Origin of the sequence: Haloferax gibbonsii, from assembly GCF_001190965.1 — an archaeon.
In the GTDB taxonomy this organism is placed as follows: domain Archaea; phylum Halobacteriota; class Halobacteria; order Halobacteriales; family Haloferacaceae; genus Haloferax; species Haloferax gibbonsii.
This window is the reverse complement of sequence record NZ_CP011949.1, coordinates 238621-258011: the sequence shown is the minus strand read 5'-3', so window position 1 is coordinate 258011 and position 19391 is coordinate 238621. Positions and strand designations below refer to the sequence as shown.

12 protein-coding genes are annotated in these 19391 nt (G+C 66.1%); 5 read left to right on the top strand and 7 right to left on the bottom strand.

From position 1 onward, the window contains the following. Window positions 1-50: 50 nt before the first annotated feature. Window positions 51-1481: a twin-arginine translocation signal domain-containing protein gene (locus tag ABY42_RS18130; protein WP_050460378.1), complete on the bottom strand. Its 1431-nt coding sequence runs from the start codon at window positions 1479-1481 to the stop codon at window positions 51-53. A gap of 393 nt (window positions 1482-1874) precedes the next feature. Here ABY42_RS18130 and ABY42_RS18125 point away from each other — a divergent pair, with 393 nt between their 5' ends. The 3 genes from ABY42_RS18125 (at window position 1875) to ABY42_RS18115 (ending at window position 5689) form a co-directional block, all read left to right on the top strand. Continuing rightward, on the top strand, window positions 1875-3131 hold the full coding sequence (locus ABY42_RS18125; RefSeq protein ID WP_004978008.1) for a polysaccharide deacetylase family protein: 1257 nt from the start codon (window positions 1875-1877) through the stop codon (window positions 3129-3131). Window positions 3132-3453: 322 nt separating this feature from the next. Continuing rightward, window positions 3454-4569 carry a glycosyltransferase family 2 protein gene (locus tag ABY42_RS18120; RefSeq protein ID WP_004978010.1) on the top strand — a complete coding sequence of 372 codons (1116 nt, stop codon included), beginning with the start codon at window positions 3454-3456 and terminating at the stop codon, window positions 4567-4569. A gap of 73 nt (window positions 4570-4642) precedes the next feature. Then, window positions 4643-5689 (top strand): DUF1616 domain-containing protein, encoded by a 1047-nt coding sequence (locus tag ABY42_RS18115; protein WP_050460377.1) that lies wholly within the window; start codon window positions 4643-4645, stop codon window positions 5687-5689. 189 nt (window positions 5690-5878) lie between these two features. Here ABY42_RS18115 and ABY42_RS18110 read toward each other — a convergent pair whose 3' ends face one another. Then, entirely contained in the window at window positions 5879-8638 is a 2760-nt protein-coding gene (locus tag ABY42_RS18110; RefSeq protein WP_050460376.1) for a hypothetical protein, read from the bottom strand. A gap of 456 nt (window positions 8639-9094) precedes the next feature. Further along, window positions 9095-10615: a lipopolysaccharide biosynthesis protein gene (locus tag ABY42_RS18105; RefSeq protein ID WP_004978016.1), complete on the bottom strand. Its 1521-nt coding sequence runs from the start codon at window positions 10613-10615 to the stop codon at window positions 9095-9097. Window positions 10616-11065: 450 nt separating this feature from the next. Between ABY42_RS18105 and ABY42_RS18100 the strand changes: the two genes are divergently transcribed. Then, entirely contained in the window at window positions 11066-11392 is a 327-nt protein-coding gene (locus tag ABY42_RS18100) for a NifU family protein (protein WP_004978017.1), read from the top strand. Between the two features lie 204 nt (window positions 11393-11596). On the opposite strand, the gene ABY42_RS18095 is transcribed toward ABY42_RS18100, so the two are convergent. Next, complete coding sequence (locus ABY42_RS18095) at window positions 11597-13399, bottom strand: hypothetical protein (protein WP_050460375.1); 1803 nt, start codon at window positions 13397-13399, stop codon at window positions 11597-11599. Between the two features lie 302 nt (window positions 13400-13701). Here ABY42_RS18095 and ABY42_RS18090 point away from each other — a divergent pair, with 302 nt between their 5' ends. Continuing rightward, complete coding sequence (locus tag ABY42_RS18090; protein ID WP_050460374.1) at window positions 13702-15552, top strand: asparagine synthase-related protein; 1851 nt, start codon at window positions 13702-13704, stop codon at window positions 15550-15552. 127 nt (window positions 15553-15679) lie between these two features. Here the strand turns inward: ABY42_RS18090 and ABY42_RS18085 are convergent, their stop codons facing one another. The 3 genes from ABY42_RS18085 to ABY42_RS18075 all read right to left on the bottom strand — a co-directional run bounded on the left by ABY42_RS18085 (window position 15680) and on the right by ABY42_RS18075 (window position 19070). Beyond that, a complete protein-coding gene (locus ABY42_RS18085; protein WP_050460373.1) occupies window positions 15680-16582 on the bottom strand; it encodes a DUF106 domain-containing protein in 903 nt (300 codons plus the stop codon). 123 nt (window positions 16583-16705) lie between these two features. Beyond that, the gene (locus tag ABY42_RS18080; RefSeq protein WP_004978020.1) at window positions 16706-17764 is read right to left on the bottom strand and encodes a glycosyltransferase family 4 protein; all 1059 of its coding nucleotides are present in this window, start codon (window positions 17762-17764) and stop codon (window positions 16706-16708) included. Window positions 17765-17990: 226 nt separating this feature from the next. After that, window positions 17991-19070 (bottom strand): DUF354 domain-containing protein, encoded by a 1080-nt coding sequence (locus ABY42_RS18075; RefSeq protein WP_050460372.1) that lies wholly within the window; start codon window positions 19068-19070, stop codon window positions 17991-17993. Between the last annotated feature and the right edge of the window lie 321 nt (window positions 19071-19391).

The following is a 19391-nucleotide window of genomic DNA, read 5'->3' as shown; positions in this document are numbered from 1 at the left end:
ACAGGTTGGCGGCGACTGAGGACGCCGGCAGTGCCTTCGCCGACGCCCGCTCACTCGTCGCGGAACGCGCAGGTCGCGGTGTAGGACACGTCGTCGAGCAGGAGTTCGACGCCGCGGGTCCGGGTCGGCGGGCCGCTGACGTTGATGCTGGTGGACTCGACGGCGCAGTTCGACGCGCGGTTGACGAGCACGCCGCCGACCCGGCCGTTCGGCAGGTGGATACAGCTATCGACGATGCGGGAGCCGTTTCGGTTCTCGTCGACGACGACCGCCGAGCCGTAGGGTTGGCTCTCGCACGCCCCCGAGATGGTGACGTTGTCGAGGACCATCCCCCACGGCTCTCGCGCGATGTCGGTGTCGACCGGTCCCGCGTAGATGGTCTGGACGCCGGTGTCGTTGACGATGCGGCAGTTACGCAGGGTGAAGCCGCCGTGGCTCCCGTACGTCGGGGCGGTGATGATGCCCGGAGAGGAGGGACTCGACCGGAAGATGAAGTCGCAGTCCTCGATGAGAACCCCCGTGTAGCCGTGGCCCGTCGAGTCGATGCGGAGGCCCTCGGGGCTGTCGAGTCTGTCGCCCTCCCGCGCGTGTTCGTTGAGATTGTCGGCGTCGACGATGACCGTCGCGCCCTTGATCCACGAGGTCTTCGTGGGGTGGTCGCCCGCGGAGATGCGCATGTTAGTGTTGTCGTTGTTCTTGAACAGGCCGCCCTCGACGCGGAGGACGCCGCGGGTGTGGGTCGCGCGGAACGACGACGACCCGCGCTGTTCGATGTGGCAGTCTATCATCCTGACCTCGCCGACCGACCGCTCGGTGATGCGAATCCCGGCGACGCCGTTCGGGTAGCCGGGGAGCGCCGCGCCCTCGCGCATGTAGACGCGACGGATGACGTTGACGCCCTCCACCGAAGTGCAGTCGAAGAGGAGCAGTTGGTCGCGCGCGTGGCTGTCCGTGGGGGTTCGACCGAGCCACTCGACGTCCTCGATGAGCGCGCCGTCGTCGTTGGCGAGCCAGATGTCGGCGCTCGTGGTGTCGTCGTCGGTCTGCTGGACGGAGAAGTTCTTCAGGACGTGGTGGTCCCCGCTCGTGATTCGGAGCATCCGGAACCGCTCGCCGGGGTCCGCCGGCGGGAAGACGAACTGCACGTCCTTGTGGGAGTCGCCGAGGCCGACGAGTCGGAAGTTCGAGACGCCGCGGTCCCAGTCGTGCTCGCGGGTGATGAGGTAGTCGCCCGGCGGGAACTCGACGGCCGTGTCGTCGCCGTACACCCCGTCGAGGATGTCGTCGACCGGCTCTTGGCCCGTCGGGTCCATCCCGAGGTCGTCGACCGCGTCGAAGACGGTGAGGTCCGGTTCGGGCGTCGGCGTCTCCTCGGTCGTCGGCGTCTCGGTCGGCGTCTCCTCGTCCGGCGTGTTACAGCCGGCGAGCGCGGCACCGATGCCGACCGCGCCGAGCGTCTTCAGGTAGGTTCTGCGATTCACCGGCGACCACCCGCGTGCTCGGGGCGTTCCCGGTGACTGTCGGGCGTCCGTCGAGCGTCGGGGCCGGGTCGCCTCGAAGGGCGAGACGAGAGTTGGAGAGAGAGGGACCGACGTCGGTTACACATGTTTCCCGTCAGTTGGACCGGGGAGGTGATTGGTAAACGGTGTGTAACCGCGGGTGGCGGGGAGAAAGCCCCTGAATTCGGGCGGGTCGACGGCGGCGAAACGGGCGAGAGACTGTGCGAAAGGACGGGTCAAAATCGGCGACAGTCGCGGTTTCCGACGCCGTCAGTCCGTGGCTACGGAAATTACGAGTGGCATTACTATCGACTCGTGACGACAGTTATCCGTATGAAACTATCACGGCGTTCGTATCTTGGACTGAGCGCCGCCGTGCTCAGCGGCTGCGTCGCGAGGGGCGGTGAATCGGCCGGTACTCCCGAGGCGACCGCGACGAGCGAGCCACCGGTCCCGACGCCGCGGTTCAGCTACGACGACCCGAGCGTCGACGCGGCGGGAGACCCGCTGGCGGTCGCGTTCAACAGCCGAGAGCGGTTCAGAGACGTTGGATGGCTCGTCGACGACTTCGAAGACGAACGGCTCTGGGGGACGTTCGCGGGGCGGTACGCCGTCGAAGAGGACGTCGTCTACTGCGGGACGCAGTCGCTCCGGCTCGAAGCGACGCCGGACGACGAGCGGGTGTGGATTTACCGGACGTTCGAGGACGGTATCGACCTCTCGGAGGCCGACCTCTCGCTGGCCGTCAACCTCGAAACGCCCGACACCGAGGGCATCACGGTTCGCCTCGCCGCGCCCGACTACGACAACACGCTGCTTCTCGGTCGGCACATCTGGAAGGCAGGCTGGCAGCGCCTCGACCTCGGTCCGCAGCGCGTCACCGGGTCGCCGGACCTGACGAACGTCACCGAGATAAGCATCCAGCTGTACACCGGCGGCGGCACCGCGGCGCGGTTCTACGTCGACTCGCTCCGGGCCAAACCGCGGGCCGGCGCGGGGTCGGTGATGATAACGTTCGACGACAACACCCTGAGTCAGTACGACACGGCGTATCCGATACTGGAGTCCCACGGCTTCCCCGGCGTGGTCGGCGTCATCCCGTGGACCGTCGGGTCGAGCCACCGCATCCCGCGGTCGGGGATGGACGAGATGGTCGAGTCGGGGTGGGACATGGTGAGCCACCCCCAGCAGTCGGACTCGTTCCGCGTCCTCTCGCCGGCCGACCAGCGCGCGAGCATCAGGGAGTCGAAGGCGTGGCTCGTGGAAAACGGGTTCGAACGCGGGGCCGACTTCATCATCTGGCCGTACGGCCGGTACAACGAGTCGGCGCTCGACGTCGCGAGCGACTACCACTACCTCGGGTTCGTGACCGTCGGGGGGCCGACCGGCGCGATATCCGACCCGCAAATCGTCGGCCGGACCGACGGCGACGACGTGCAGAAGGCGAAGAAGGCCCTCGACTTCGCCGCCCAGTACAACCAGCTCGCAGTGCTCATGTACCACGACGTGACCGGAGAGGGACGCTCCGTCAGCCCGGCGGCGTTCGCCGAGACGATGGACTACATCGACGAACTCGGGCTGGACGTGGTCACCGCGTCGAGCTACTGGGACTCGATCCGAGACACCATCTGACGCCGCGGTTCGCCCGGTACGCCGGCCCGAGTACGGCGACATGCTGCTTTTCAAGACAGTCTCGACGGACGTGATACGGATTCGATTAGTCGCGGTTTCGTGAACGTTAGACAGCCGTTCTAACCGTCCTAAACGCCTGAAATTCGGCTTTACATACGTGTTGCTGACGACTAACAAAGACCCGAACGGCCCAATCACCGGATCGAAGTATCGATGTTCCTACGCACTCTCCAACTCGATTCGCGGCCGCGGGACGACACGCCCGGCGGCGGCGGACCGGTCGACACGCCGCGTTCAACACAGGGGTCGCACGCGAGGGGCGATGTACCGCGGTAACGCCGTCGGCGTCGTCGTGCCCGCGTACAACGAGGCGCGGTTCGTCGGCGGCGTCGTCGACACGCTCCCCGCGTTCGTCGACCGCGCGTACGTCGTCGACGACCGCTCGACCGACGGGACGTGGGAGGAGATTCGGCGGCACGCGGCGCGCGCGAACGAGCGAGCGGCCGAACCGGTCGTCGCCGCGGCCGACGGCGGCGCGTCGCTCGACGGGCGCGTCGTCCCGATTCGACACCCGGTCAACCGCGGGCGCGGCGCGGCCGTCAAGACCGGCTACGAGCGCGCTCTCGCCGACGGGATGGACATCGTCGTCGTGATGGACGGCGACGGACAGATGGACCCGGATATCATGCCCGCCATCATCGACCCCGTCGTCGACGGAGACGCCGACTACGCCGTCGGCGACCGACTCGCCGCGCGGGACACCCGCCGGGGAATGCCGCCGTGGCGACTGTTCGGCAACCTCCTGTTGTCCGGGCTGACGCGCATCGCCAGCGGCTACTGGCACATCCGCGACCCGCAGAACGGCTACACGGCCATCTCGGCGGAGGCGCTCTCGGAGCTGGATTTCGACCGGCTGTACGACCAGTACGGCTTCCTGAACGACCTGCTCGTGAACCTGAACGTCGCCGAAAAGCGCGTCGCCACCGTGCCGATGCGCGCGCGCTACGGGGACGAAGAAAGCGGTATCAGGTACTCGACGTTCGTTCCCGGGCTGTCGTTCCTCCTGCTCAGGGACTTCCTCTGGCGGCTCCGCGTTCGATACCTCGACGGCGGCGTTCACCCGGTGGCCGTCCTCTACGCGCTCGGCGTCGTGAGCGTCCTCGCCGGCGCGCTCCGACTGGTCGGCGGGGTCGCGTCGAAGGACCGACCGGGTCGGCAGTCTCTCACCGGACTCCTCGTCGGCCTCGGGTCACTCGGCGGCGCGATGGTCCTCGACAGCCGCGAGAACGAACGGTTGCGAGTCGCGGCGGAGCCGTCCGCGTCGTTCGAGCGGAGCGCGTCGAACGGGGCACAGCCGTCGTCCCGCGTCGACGGTGCCGACGAGACCGACGAGAGAACTGAGAAGGGGCCAGACGGCCGCGAGATAGTCGGGAGTTAGTCACCTCGTACCGCCGAAATCAGGGGTGTGAGGCGCTCAATAACAACAGCCTAGTCGCGTCATCTAGCCGGTAATGGGGTCTACATCACACAGCAAAGGACGGTTGAACCAGGCACTCGACGAACTCTCGTTGGACGTGCCCACTGCGCTCCTCGTCGTCGTCTCGAGTAGCCTCGTCGCGGTTCTCGACGTCGTTCCGACCGTCCAAGCCCTCGTCGGACTCCCCGTGCTGCTGTTTCTTCCCGGTTACGCGCTGTTGCTCGCGCTGTTTCCCGCCGGGTCGTCGGGCAATTCGGGCGAGGGACCGTCGTTCGGCCGGTTCGAGTGGCAGCCGGACCTCGGCCTCACGGAGCGATTTGCGCTCGCTTTCGGGATGAGCGTCGCGCTCTTGCCGGTGGTCGGGCTGGCGCTCCTCTGGGCTGGCGTCGGACTGAACGCCGCGCCCGTCCTGCTCGCGCTGTCGGCGATCATCGTCGGCGGCCTCGCCGTCGGCGAGGTGCGGCGGCGACGACTCCCCGAGGGAGAGCGCTTCCACGTCCCGATTCGGCGCTGGTACGCCGACGTGGTCCGGTCGTTCGACCAGTCCTCGCGGGTCGATTCGCTCCTGAACGTCGCGCTCGCGTTCGCCGTCCTCCTGGCCGTCGCGAGCCTGAGCTACGCGCTCGTCGCACCGGGGACGGGCGAGTCGTATTCGAGCCTGTCGCTTCTCACGCAGGACGCCGGCGGCGAGTTCGTCGCCGCCGACTACCCCGAGGAGCTGACGGTAGGCGAGCAGACCGAACTGTTCGTCTCCGTCGCGAACGCCGAGGGGGAGGCGACGAGCTACACGCTCGTGGCCGAACTCCAGCGCGTCGAGCGGACGAACGGCGAGACGACGGTCGTCGAGCGACAGGTGCTCGGGTCGCGGACGGAGACCGTCGCGGACGGCGAGACGTGGCGGACCCGCCACACGTTCGCCCCGGCGCTGACCGGCGAAGACCTCCGGCTCACCTACTTCCTGTACGAGGGCGACGCGCCGGCGGAACCGAGCACCGACACGGCGTACCGCTCGGCGTACGTCTGGCTCACCGTGACCGAGGAACCGACCGAAGACGCGGCCGCCGGCGACGACGCGGCATAACCGCGTCGTACTGGCGTCCGAACTCGGTCCTCGACGTACTGCGTCGCCGAACGCGGCGGTCGCTCGGACGCGCGGGGAGAACGGAGAAAACCGCGTCGAAGCGCGAAAATTGGGTGCCTCTGTCGCCTGCGGCGTCACCGCGCGAGCGACGCGCCGTCTACTGTTCTGCTATTCTGCCGTGCTGTCGTCTCAGCCGTCGTTGTCTTCGAAGGTCAGCGCCGCGTCGCCGGTCAGGTTCATCTTCCTGATATCACCCGAGAACCGGAAGGCGTCGACGCCGTCCGTGACAGAGCCCTTCACCTTGCCGCTGGTGACGCTGTCGTCGCTCTCGATCGCCCCGACGAGCGGGTCGTTCAGGATGTCGCCGGAGACCATGAAGTCGTACGTCGTCTCCGTGCCGTCGCCCTCGACCACGAGGGTGTTCGGCAGCGAGAACACGCTGGGGTCGACCCGCGTGCCGTTGACGTAGACCTCGGCCTCGCCCTGGAGGAACGACAGCGACGTAATCGTGCCCGTGAAGGTGTACGTGTCGTCGACGCCCTCGGTGGTCACCCACCCCGTCGCGGAGCTTTCGGACACGTCGTCCCACTCCTCGATGGTGTCGCCCGAGGCTTCGAGCGTGCCGCTGACACTGACTTCGTACTGCGTCTCGACGCCGGTGCCGACGAGGCGCAGTTCGTTCTGGCTGTCGGTGGAGTCGTCGGTCGAATCCGTCGAGTCGTCCGTGCTCGAATCCGTCGAGCCATCGGTCGAGGAATCGGTCGTGGCGTCGGTGACCGTGCTCTCGGTCACCTGCTCGCCGTCGACGTAAATCTCGGCCTCGCCTTCGACGAAGCCGAAGGAGGTGACGCTTCCCGCGAAGTTGAACGTGTCCTCGACGCCCTCGGTCGTAATCCAGCCGCTGGCGGAGGTGCCGTCGATGGTGTCCCACGTCTCGACGGTGTCGCCCGAGGCTTCGAGCGCGTCGCTGACGGTGAACTCGTAGTTGGTCTGCGTGCCCGTGCCGACGAGTCGAAGCTCGTGCGAGAGGTCGGTCGTCGAGTCCGTCGTCGAATCGTCCGTCGAATCCGTCGAGCCGTCCGTGCTCGAATCGGTCGAGGAATCGGTCGTGGCGTCGGTGACCGTGCTCTCGGTTACCTGCTCGCCGTTGACGTAAATCTCGGACTCGCCTTCGAGGAAGGAGAACGAGTCGACGTCGCCGGAGAACGTGTAGGCGTCCTCGACGCCCTCGGTCGTAATCCAGCCGGTCGCGGTGCCGCTGGAGATGTCGTCCCACTCCTCGATGGTGTCGCCCGACGCCTGCAGCGAGTCCGTCACGGTGAACTCGTACTGGGTCGTCGTGCCCGTGCCGACGAGGCGAATCTCGTTCGGGAGGGGTTCGGTCGTCGAGTCGTCCGTCGAGTCCGTCGTCGAATCGTCGGTCGTCGAATCCGTCGAGTCGTCCGTGCTCGACGAGTCGCCGCCCGTGCTGTCGTCGGCGCTCGGGAGCGGACAGGAGTCGCTGCTCGTGATGTTGCTCGTGTCGACGTCGGAGCCGCTGAACACCGTCGCCTGCCCGGAGACGTTGATGTTCGAGTCCAGAATCTCGCAGTTCGTGGCGTCGTTGACGAGGACGCCGTCCACGTCGCCGTTCGGGAAGTGGATACAGCTGTTCTGGACGGTCGAGCCGTTTCGGTCGTTGTCGATGCAGACCGCCGCGCCGGCGGGCTGGGACCGCGTACTCCCCGTGATGGAGACGTTCTCGAGGTTCACGCCCCACGGCTTGTCCGCGGTGTCGGTGTCGACGGAGTCGGCGTGAATCGTCTGGACCGACGTGTCGTTCTGGATGCGGCAGTTACGCAGGGTGAAGCCGCCGTGGCCGGCCCACGTCGGCGACGAGACGATACCGCGCGAGGTGGGACAGGACTTGAAGATGAAGTCACAGTCCTCGATGAGGACGCCGGCGTAGCCGTTGCCGGTGGAGTCGATGCGGAGGCCCTCGGGGCTGTCGAGGCTGTCGCCGTCGCGGGCGTGCTCGTTGAGGTTGTCCGCGTCCATGATGACCGTCGCGCCCTTGATCCACGAGGTCTTCTCGGGGTGGTCGCCCGCGGAGATGCGCATGTTGGTGTTGTCGTTGTTCTTGAACAGGCCGCCCTCGACGCGGAGGACGCCGCGGGTGTGGGTCGCGCGGAACGACGACGACCCGCGCTGTTCGATGTGGCAGTCGACGAGGCGAATCTCGCCGACGGAACCGCCCTGCACGCGGATACCCGCGACGCCGTCGGGGTAACCGGGGAGTTCGGCACCCTCGCGCATGTAGACGCGGCGGGCGACGTTGACGCCGTCGACGGAGGAACAGTCGTACGCGAGGAGCTGGCGGCGAGCGTCGTTGTCGGTGGGGGTGCGGCCGAGCCACTCGACGTCCTCGATGAGGCCGCCGTCGTCGTTTATCATCCAGATGTCAGCCGTGGTGGTGTCGTCGTCGGTCTGCTGGATGGAGAAGTTCTTCAGGACGTGGTGGTCCCCGCTCGTGATTTCGAGGAACCGGTACTTCTCGCCGTTGTTGCCCGACGGGAAGACGAACTGCACGTCCTTGTGGGAACTGCCGGTGCCGACCATCCCGAAGCGGGAGACGTCGTCGTTCCAGTACTGCGTCTCGGTGGCGAGATACTCACCCGGAGGGAATTCGATGAGCGTCCCGCTCCCGTACGCGGCGTCGAGTTGGTCGTCTATCGGTTCGTTTCCGTTGGGGTCCATTCCAAGGTCGTCCACCGCGTTGACGACGCGGTCCCATTGGATACCGAAGCGCTCCTCTGGTCCAGACGCAGCCGACGCGACGCCGGCAGAGAGGGCAGTCGATGCGGCCATCGCACCGAGTTTGAGGTAGTTCCGCCTGTTGAGTTGCGATTCGAGGATGGAGTCTGAATCCGCCGCAGATTCGTCGTCATCTCCATCGGTTAGTCGTACCATACCCGAGGAAAGCCCTCGTTAAGGTGATAATCATTATTGCGAGGTATAATCGGGTTGGCTACGATTACTTGCGAGATTGATTCGGATGGAGGCCAGTTAGTTACCAGTTGCATTCCAAAGACACACCTTATATTCTTGCGAAAAAACATCAACTAGATATGTATATTCGACCAAATCGGCAGTCAAAAACGACCACTTAATCGGTACTATACGGGTCAAATCGGCATCCGGTGTCGAATCAGAATCGGACCGTGAAACGTCTCTCCTCGTCAGATAATCAATCTATGAACTGGTAATTACGCTCCCACCGAATCTTGCGAGGGCGTTCGTTTCACCGCACCCACATATTCTGACGGGGTTCTGATAGTTTTGATTCACGGTCGAGGTTCAGCTAGCAATGAGAGTCAGTCGAGTCGACCACTCGCCGGGTTCCGGTGGGGCGGCCGAACGCCCGCCTCACTTCGACATCACCGAGACGAGTTCGCGGAGGTTCTGTTTGACCCGCCAGTCGAAGAGCGTCATGAGCGACGCCGCGCTGACGGCGTAGGCGACGACGCCGATGGCGACGAGGAGCGCGAACTCGACGAGGGGCGACCCGACGCGGTTCTGCGCCGCGAGGACCGCCAGCGCCATCGCGCCGCTGGCAGCGACGGGGTACGAGAGTTCCCGGAGGAACCGTCGATACGTCGTGCCGAGCGTTCGTTTCATCTCGCGCGCGTAGAGCGGGACCATCGGGAACGCGAGGATGCCCGTGACCGCGAGGGCGGTCCCTTCGATGCCGTAGGCGCTCGTCGCGGGGACGATGGCTATCGCGAGCAGGGCGACGCGGAGGAAGCCGAGTTTGGTCTGGACGTCGGGGCGGCCGACGGCGCGCCAGACGGGGTTGAACGTCGCGAAGAGCGTCCGAAAGAGCCCGTAGGCGACGAGAATCTGCATGGCGAGCACCATCGGGAGCCAGTCCTCGCCGAGGAACGCCCCGACGAAGGCGGGCGCGACGAGGTAGATGCCGACCGACATCGGCAGCGCGACGAAGGCGGTGAGCCGGAAGGTGCTGAAGAACGCCTCGCGGAGGGCGCGTTGGTCCTCCTGAAGCTTCGAGTAGGTCGAGAACATCACGCTGGAGACGACGACGGCGATTTCGGTCGCCGGCGCGTTGGAGATGCGGTAGGCGAGCTGGTAGTAGCCGAGCGAGGTCGCCGTCAGGAGCCAGCCGACGACCGCGTCGTCGCCCTGTCCGTAGAGGAACTCGACGATGGACGACCCCGTGACCCACTTCCCGTAGCCGATGAGTTCGGCGGCGTACGCGCGGTTCAGCGCGGGGCGCGGGCGGTACGGGTGCAGGAAGTAGGTCGCGACCGACCGGACGCTGGCGTCGGCGAGGTAGCCGAAGATGAGCGCCCAGACCGTCGGGCTGACCGCGGCGTAGCCGAGCGCGACAACGACGTAGGCCGTCGTGCCGCTGACCCGGTAGGCGAACTCCTTGTGGAACGCGAGGTCCTTCTTGAAGTAGACCATCGCGGGGTTCCGCAGCGCGAGGAAAATCGGGACCAGGGCGATGGCGCGGATGAGGTCCCGCGCGGCGGGCTCGCCGAACAGCGAGGCGAGCGACGGGGCGGCGAGGTAGAGAATCGAACTCATCAGCAGGCCGCGGAGGAGTTCGAGCGTGAACGTCGTGTTCAGGTACTCGTCCACGTCGTCGTCGACGCGCTGGATGAGCGCGGCGTCGATGCCGAGGTTCGTCAGACTCAGAAGCGCCGAGATGGTGAGAAGCGCGATTCCCATCAGCCCGATCGCCTCCGGGCCGAGCAGTCGCGCGAGGACGATGAACATGACGACCTTCAGCACCCGGTCGAGGACGTTCATCGCCGAGACCCACATCCCGCTTTTCACCGTCCGCTCCGTGAGGTCGCTGTCGTCGTCGCCGGGGACGAACCGGCGGCGAATCGTCCGGACGACCGAGCGAATCTTATCTCTCATCGAACGCACCTCGCGGGTCGCCGCTTCGGCGAGGACCCGGCGTATTCACGAACGGTAACACTCGGCTACACATCGGCTCAGGAGCCGATTAATTATTGACTCGCTACTGGATTCCGGCGGGGTCGCGGTTCCCGCGGCCGCGAGAATTAGGCGCCGTTTGACGGGGGAGGAAACGAGCGGTCGGGCGGTGGGGGGCGACGAGCGGCGAGACCGAGTCGGCGGCTCGAAGCCGTGCGGTGACATTCAGCACACACCGATGAGCGCGAGGAATATGCGTGCCGGCTCGGAAGTTGAAAATCGCGGTGTTTTAGGGTGCTCGAAAAGTGATAAGAATCCGAGTTCAGAAAGTTCGCGTGGCCTAAAACTACCACACAAGCCCTGAATCCCTCGTATTTAGGCACCCCTAATAGCCCAGATTTATTACAAATGGGGCCGTATCGACGAACGCCTATGAGCGCGCAATCACTCGAACGGCAGACACGGAACTACCTGAGCAACAACGTCCCGCAGATTCAGGAACACGGCGGGCACTTCGAAATCGAGGACGTGAACGACGAGACCGGGGAGGTCACCATCGCCATCGGCGGCGCGTGCTCCGGATGCGGCATCGCGCCGATGACGATGAAGGCCATCAAGAGACGCATCGCCGACGAGGTCGACGACGTGTCCTCGGTGACCGTGCGGCGGGCGGGCGGCCCGCGGGCCGCCGTGATGCCGTCGAAGACGGACGAGATGGACCAGATGGAAGAGTACGAGGACTACAGCCCGCCGTTCTGAGCCGGTGGGCCGTCGACTTCCCTCACCGTTTTTCTGACCCGCCGCTCGGCGGTGGCCGCGACGCGACCGCGACGCACTCGAATCCGAGAGATGCGTCTCCGGTTCGAAGCGGAGGAACCGAGGGAGAGAAATAGCGGCAGCACCGGCAAATCGACGGTCTCGGCACCGGTGTCGGCGTGAAACGAAAAATCGGACTCCGTGCCGCTACCCGGACACGTAGTAGAGGTCGGCCGAGCCGTTCGACATGACGCGGTTCACGTTGGGCTGATTCTGAACGGCTGTGAGATTCGCCGCGGAGTACCGGAGTTCGCGGTACGCGACCACCTCGCGGTCGTAGTCGGTCTTCGAGACCATCAGATACCGCGGGCCGTCGTAGTAGCTCGGCAGGTCGGTGAGCGCCTCGTCCGGCGTCGTGAAGCCGAGCGCCGGCGTGGTTCGCTCGGGAAGCGCCTCGGCGAAGCGGTCGGGGTTCCCGCGGATGCCCACGTACCGGATGTCCTCGTCGGACATCTCGAAGGCGGTGTCGTACGCCCCCATCTGCTGGGCGGGGACGTGGTTCGAGGGGAGGTAGATGTACGGCGACGGGAACATCACCATGAGCGTGAGCCCGATGACGAGCGCCGTCGCGACGGGCGCACCCGCCTTGATCGCCGTCCCGTACTTCGACCAGTAGCTCGTCCGTGCGAGCCACTCGAACCCGTAGAACAGCCCGACGCTCCCGACGATGGTCGCGAGAATCATCGCGAAGCCGACGTGGCGGAAGAAGAAATTCGTCTCCGAGATGACGCCGAGGAGGTGCGCGAAGAAGTACGGCACCAACACGACGAGGCTGAACGTCAGCGTCCGCAGGACCGACCGGCCCTGACCCGACAGCTTCGGGAGCCGCCCGAACAGGACGCCGAGGAAGACGCCGAAGGTAATCAGGGCGTACACCGCGTTCACGAGGAACAGCTTCACGAACACGTCGAAGATGCCGCCGCCGACGGCGGTCACAGAGCCGGTGCGCTGGGAGATTGCCGTTCCGGCCTCGGAGCTTCCCGAGAGAATCCCGAGCACGCCCTCGACGAACAGGCCGCCCGTCGAGAAGCCGACCGTGTACTGGGTCAGCCAGTAGACGAACGCCGCGGCGAAGACGAGCGTCAGACCGTAGACCGGTCGCTGCTCGGCCACGGCGTCCGGGGTCCGCCAGCGCTGGACGAGTTGGATGGCCGCGGCGACGGCGAACAACACGAGGTAGTTGACGGCGACCTGCAGGTGGTACGACACCAGCGCGACCGTCCCGATGGCGAACAGGACGGAGACGGGCGTGACGTGGCCGCGCCACCGGCCCTCGACGGCGTCGGTGCCGGAGAACTGGTGTTTGAAGAAGAGGTACAGAAGCACCAGTCCGAGGAACGACGCCAGCGAGTAGGGGAAGAACATGAGCTTGAACCCGTTGAGGTTCACCGGCAGGAACAACAGCGCCGAGAACACCGCGATGAGGACCGCCCGGCGGTCGGGGACGACGAGCGAGACGATGAGCGGGACGAACACGAGGTAGACGACCGAGACGAAAAACACCACGAGCATCATCGCGGTGGTGATTTCGACGCCGAGGGCGGCGCTGAACATCCCAGCGGAGACGTGACCGCTCGGGTAGACGATTTCGAGCGGCGTCAGCGTCTCCGAGACGAGCGACTTCGCCCAGCCGAGGTGCGTCAACGAGTCGTTGAACCCGTAGAAGTAGTACTCCCGGACGAGCGGAAGCGCTGAGACCGCGGCTATCGCGAGGGCCGCCAGCCCCACCCCACCGACCGCGAACCGACTGTTCGGGGCGCGAACGACCACGACCAACGCGGTCAGCACCGCCACCGCCACGCCGACCCAGAAGACCACCGGAGTCGACTGATAAATCGAGACCTCGTACGCGCGCGCCGGCGACGCGCGAGCGACGAGGATACCGACGGCTATCGCGAGAAATCCGACGAGGAGGAGTGTTCTCGTGAGCCGCGAATCACGTTGCTTCATCCCGTGAGAGAAGGCGAGTAGCGTAGTTTGTTATTGAGAATGTAATCGGTGTCTGCGGACGGTATGGGCGTTCTTCCCCGCGTCTCGCGCGGTCAGCAACCGAAGCGTCGGGCGTCGAGGGGGCCGTCCGAGACAGAGACCCGTTCGAGCCTCGGTTCCGGTCGGTTCGACGCCGCTCGACGCCGCCGCACGACGTATAGGCGCGTGATAACAAAACCCGACGCACGCGGATATCGGGCAACGATGTCACTCACAGTAGTCACGCCACAGACCGCCGAGCGAACCGGACGCGAGGGTCTTCGATGACCGGCTTCGTCGGCGGCGCGCTCGACGCGGCGACGCTCGACGCCTGCGCGGCCGAACTCCACCACGAAGACTGGTACGAGTCGGCGACGCGGTCGACCGGCCGCTTCGGCGTCTCGGTCCTCCACCACGGCGCGAGAGACCCCAAGGGCTGTACCGTCTGGGAGGACGGCTCGCGTGTGGGAGCCATATACGGCGCGGTGACGAACCTCGACGAACTCGCCCTCGACGCCGACGGGCTGTTCGACCGACTGTTCGAGGACCCGCACGCGCTCCTCCCCGAGCTCGACGGCTCGTTCCTCGTCGTCGGCGTCGACGGCGACGACGAGCGCGTCGTGCTCGCCAGCGACAAACTCGGGACGCGACAGTGCTTCTACGTCGCGGGCGAGCCGTTCGCCTTCGGGACGGAAGTCGGGGCGCTGACGACCCTCTTGGACGACCCGCAGGTCGACGAGCGCGCCATCAGCGACCTCCTCATGATCGGGCACGTCTGGGGCGACAAGACGCTCGTGCAGGGCGTGAAGTTCCTCCCGTCGGGGTCCGTCCTCGACTACCGGGCCGACACGGGCCCCGAAATCGAGTCGTACTGGCACCACACGTTCGAACAGAGCCCCGACGACTCCTACCTCGACGACCTCACCGCGGCCTATCAGGACGTCATCGCCGACATGGCCGACACGATAGACGGCGACATCGGCCTGTGGCTCTCCGGCGGCCTCGACAGCCGCTCGATGGCGGGCGAACTCAGCCGCTACCACGAACTCACGACCTACACCTACGACTCGAACCCCGCGAACGGGAGCAACCTCGAACTCGCCGCGAAGGTCTCCGAGGTGCTCGGCCTCGAAAACAGGCGCGTGCCCGTCGAGTCGAACGCGCTCGTCGACTCGCTCGACAAGTCGGTCCAGCTGACGAGCGGGATGGTCGGCCTCTCGACGTTCGTCAACCTCGCGAACGTGTTCAACATCGAGGACATGCCCGACGTGCTCATCGAGGGCTGCGGACAGGGCGGGATGATGGGCGACGGCATCGGCCGGGCCGCCGTCGAGGGAAGCAAATCCCCCGAGGCGGCGCTCTACCGCGCGAAACACCGCATCGACGTGGACGACGCCCGCCGACTCCTGCGGACCGAGTTCGACCCGATGACGACCTACCGAGAAGAGGTGCGCAAGAGCGACCAGCCGGACCTCTACAGCACCGCGATGGACTGCTACTACCGCAACTACTTCCCGCGGTGCGACTTCGCCAGCAACCCCATCGCCGAGAGCCAGGCCGGCACGCGGGTCCCGTTCAGCGACACCGAGTTCCTCCGCGCCGTGACGCGGATGCCCCTCTCGCACCGCGTCGGCTCGATTCCGTTCACCAACGGGAAGATCCCCGCCGGGACGGCCTACCCGAAGGTCGAACTGGTCCGCCGCCTCGACAGTCGACTCGCGGACATTCCCTACGAGCGGACGAAGGTCCCGCCGGCGCGCCCGATGTGGCAACACGCCGCCGGCTTCGTCGTCGGCACCTCCGTCGACCGCATCCGTGAGCGCCTCGTCGGCGACGTGCACACCTACGGCGGCCGTTCGACCATCGGCGACTGGTACCGGACGAACCGCGCGCTCCGCGAGCGCATCGACGACCTGCTCGACTCCGCCTGCGAGCGCCCGTACTTCGACGCCGACGAGATTCGACGCCTCCAGCGCGAGGAACTCACGGGCGAGGCCGAACACATGAGCGCCATCTCCGGCATCATCACCGGCGAACTCTGGGTTCGCAAGTACATCGACCGCGAGGGCCGCGGCGTCGGAGAAGGTGCCGCGAGCGCGACGGAAGCCGAAGACGCGCCGCAGCCGGCCGACTGAGGTCGGGAGAGACACTCAAAACGCTTTGCACGCTTTCTTTTTTCGGTCGGACTATCGGTTACACGGAGCGCGTCAGAACGCTAGGAGACGGACGACGGCGCGTCCCGGGGACCACCGACTGCGTTCCTCAGGCGGGGGTCTGGTCGAACAGCCGGCTAGCTGTTCGCTTGACGAACAGGTTGGAGGCGAGTGAGCTCACGAAGTACCACACCATCCAAACTTGCATCGGTCCGACTAACCGCGCGCTCCAGATGATGCGGTCGGCTATCGGAATCACCGGCGCGGCCGTGACGATGGCACCAGCGGGGTTCATCACGAACCACGACAGCCAGAGGAAGACGGGCACCGTGATGAGCATCGACCACACGATCGGCCGGAGGTTGTTTTTCATCGTCCCGAGTTGGTCTCGCATCAGCTCCTGCTGGCGCTCGGTGAGGCGCTCCACGGCGGCATCGTCCCCGCGCTGTTTCGCGGTGCTGAGTTTCTCTCGAATCCGTTGCATCTGCTCTCTCTGGGCGTCCATTCCGTCCTCGTCGAGGAACCGGCGACGGAAGCCCGTCGAGACGAGTGCGACCGCCGTCGCGAGAACGACGACGAGCAGCGGGAACGGGAGCACCCCAGCGAGCGGTCCGAGGACGACGTCCATCGGACCGACAATCGCCGCTTTGATGGCCGGGACCTGATAGCCGGCGACGAGGGTGAGTGCGCCCGCTCCGGCGAGTTTATCCACCGGTCTCCACGCCGATTCGTCGGTCGTCGGAGCGGGCTGAGCGGTCGCGGTGCCGACCTCGATACCCGCGTCGGCGAGTGCGTCCCGAACGGCCGGCGGGTCGTCAACGACGAACACGTCGTCGGCGGGCACGAGCACGCCGGTTCTGAGCAGCCGACCCCACGTCTCAGCGTCGACAGCGTCGCTCACAGCGTCGTACGTGACAGTCCCATCGCCGCGCTCCGCGTGCGCGAGGACGCTCGCGAGCGCCCGACCACCGATGTCGTCCCGCACCAGCGATTCGAGTGCAGTGTCGTCCATCCAGTAATTGTAGACTAGTTAACATTAAAAAGCTGACTCCATTGACGACCTCCGAAACGAATATCGAGAAGAGCACCGTCTCCGCGGGGGTTTCGGGGAGTAAAAGAGAAACAGACCCCGACGCTACGCCGCCTCGGCGTACATCGCCACCAACTCGTCCGCGTTCGACTGCCACGAGTAGCGCTCTTCGATGACCGCCCGATTCGTCCGGCCCATTCGGACGGCCTCCTCGGGGTTGGAGACGAGTCGCGCGAGCGCCCGCGCCAGCTCTTCGGCGTCGCCGGGTGCGACGAGAATCCCGCGGTCGTCGGTGATGACCTCGGGGATGCTACCGACGGGCGTGGTCACGATGGCGTTGCCGCCGGCCATCCCTTCGAGCATGGCGATGGGGAGCCCCTCCGCGTAGGTCGGGAGGACGAACACCGTCCCGCGGCTGATGAGGTCGCGCTTGTCTTCCTCGGAGAGGAAGCCGAGGTACGAGACGTTGTCGTGGGCGGCGGCGACCGCCTCGGCGCGGTCGGCGTGGGGGCCGCGACCGCCGATGCTCACCTCGAAGTCGAGGCCGGGCGTCGATTCGAGTATCTCGATGGCGTCGAGGAACTCGCGGATACCCTTGCGCTCGATGAGGTTCGAGACGAAGACGAGGTGGACGGGGTCGGTCGGGTAGGTCGGGTCGTACTCCGCGGGCTCGACCGCGTTGGCCATGACGTGGACTTTCTCCTCGCCGGCGAGCCGGGAGACGAGGCCGCGCCAGTACTCCGAGAGGACGACCACGTCGTCGACGGCGTCGAAGACGAGCGATTGGAGTCGGCGGACGGCCCGCGAATCGGTCGCGAGGAAGTCGTCGAACGACGAGCCGTGGATGTGGAGGACGACCGGAACCCGCCAGACGTACTTCGAAAACAGCGTGAAGAACGCCGCGCGGTAGAACGAGTAGGTGTGCGACGAGTGGACGTGGACGATGTCCGGGCGTCGCTGGAAGGGAAAGAGAACGACGGCGATGAGCGACGAGAGGAGCATCCGTGCCGCGAGTTCGAGTCCCTCGCCCTTCGGCGCGGTGTAGCGCGTGTAGACGCGAACGTCCATCCGGTCTTCGAGGTAGCGACGCTGTTCGGTGATGTATCGGTCGATGCCGCCGGTTCCTTTCGGGCCGACGATGAGGAGTGTTTGCTTGGGCTTCATGGATTGGTTCTGGTTGGTTCCGCGGGTCGTGGTCGGGGTATCCCGAGTCCGAGTCACGAGACGCGTCGAGGCGGGCACGGGCGCGCGCCGGCCGATGCGCGAAAATTGGGCGGTTCGGCGGTTAGTTATGGGTCGATTGACCGCCTCCGAGGGCGCAGGGGAGTCAGAGGCGGCTTCGATTACGCCGGACGCCGGCGGCGTGAAGTCGGCGATGGCGCGACGGCGACTACGCCGGGACGGTGTGTCGCGTCAGCGAGTCGACCGTCTCGACGGAGCCGTAGTTCAGCGCCACCTGGACGATGACGTCGGTGAGGTTGACCTTGTCCGCGAGGAACGCGTCGCGCTTTTCGGCCCAGCGGGCCTTCGCGCCGTCGTCGTCGAGGAGTGCTTCGGCGCGGGCCATCACGTCGTCGAACGACTTGAGGTTGGAGATGAGCCCCTGTCGTTCGAGTTCGACGAAGTTGCCCATGTCGTCGTCGCCGACGAAGGAGTTCGACCGGATGGCGGGCGTCCCGAGCAGCGCCGCCTCGGTGACCATGGTCTGAGTGTCGGCGACGAGCAAGTTCGCCTCGGCGAGCACGTCGTGGACGAGCGCGGGGTGGAAGTCGAACGGCCGGGTGTCGAGGTCGCCGTCGCGGCGCTCCTCGCTCTCGTCGAGGACGAAGACGGTCGCGCGCTCCCCCAGCATCTCGATGAGTTCGCGGCGGCGCTCGGGGGTAAAGCCGCCGTGGCCCACGTCGTGGTGCGAGCCGAACGCGTTGAACCGGACGACGACGAACTTCTCGTCGGGGTCGAGACCGAGTTCGGCGCGGATGTCCACCGAGGGCTCGTACACGTCGGGGTGGAGGTAGGCCGTCTCTTTGAACCCGCGGAACTGGTAGTGGTTGTCCGCGAGGTCCTTCCCGAAGGTGTGGGGCGTCAGAATCGCCTTGGCGAACGGCCGGGAGACGACGTGGTCCAGCGAGGTCGGCTCGGAGTCGAGGACGAGGACCACGGGCGTCCGCGAGACGGCCCCGGCGTGGGCCGCGTAGCCGCCCATCCCGAAGATGAGGTCGGGCTTGAACCGCCGCACGGCGCGGAAGATGTTGACGTAGTGGAACGGGAGCGACTTGAAAAGCGAGTACTTCGTCGTCCCGCAGGAGCCGTACATCTCGTGCGGGAGGTCGTAGTACTCGAGCAAGTCCTTGGTACAGCCGTAGTCGCGGCCGAGGACGAGCACGTCGTGACCCATCGCCTGAAGCTCTCTGACGGCGTACTTGTAGAGGTGAACGTGCGCGGGCGTGTTGGTGAAGAACAGGTATCGCATACTCTCTGGAGATGCCACGCGCCCCGCGGGAGTAGTTATACGGCGTCTACCCGCCGCCGCCGCTCGAATCGACGCCGACTTCCGGCGGCGAAAACCGCCCCGAGGCGGTTACAGTCGCCATAACAAAACCCGGACGAGCACACGGGTTCCCTGACCGGGCGCTCGCGCGCCGTTTCGCCCAACACCGCGTCCGACGCGGACGGAAACCACGTCCTCCACAGCCGACCCGACGCGCCCGACACACACCAGATGTTTCAGACACGTACCCCCACTATCACCCCGCGACGACGAACCGCCGACAGAGAACCGCCGACGCGGACG

Coding starts and splice junctions, on each gene's coding strand:
- ABY42_RS18115 (WP_050460377.1), top strand. CDS start 4,643: ATGGGGTCTACATCACACAGCAAAGGACGGTTGAACCAGGCACTCGAC.
- ABY42_RS18085 (WP_050460373.1), bottom strand. CDS start 16,582: ATGGACGACACTGCACTCGAATCGCTGGTGCGGGACGACATCGGTGGT.
- ABY42_RS18120 (WP_004978010.1), top strand. CDS start 3,454: ATGTACCGCGGTAACGCCGTCGGCGTCGTCGTGCCCGCGTACAACGAG.
- ABY42_RS18090 (WP_050460374.1), top strand. CDS start 13,702: ATGACCGGCTTCGTCGGCGGCGCGCTCGACGCGGCGACGCTCGACGCC.
- ABY42_RS18075 (WP_050460372.1), bottom strand. CDS start 19,070: ATGCGATACCTGTTCTTCACCAACACGCCCGCGCACGTTCACCTCTAC.
- ABY42_RS18105 (WP_004978016.1), bottom strand. CDS start 10,615: ATGAGAGATAAGATTCGCTCGGTCGTCCGGACGATTCGCCGCCGGTTC.
- ABY42_RS18110 (WP_050460376.1), bottom strand. CDS start 8,638: ATGGTACGACTAACCGATGGAGATGACGACGAATCTGCGGCGGATTCA.
- ABY42_RS18080 (WP_004978020.1), bottom strand. CDS start 17,764: ATGAAGCCCAAGCAAACACTCCTCATCGTCGGCCCGAAAGGAACCGGC.
- ABY42_RS18095 (WP_050460375.1), bottom strand. CDS start 13,399: ATGAAGCAACGTGATTCGCGGCTCACGAGAACACTCCTCCTCGTCGGA.
- ABY42_RS18100 (WP_004978017.1), top strand. CDS start 11,066: ATGAGCGCGCAATCACTCGAACGGCAGACACGGAACTACCTGAGCAAC.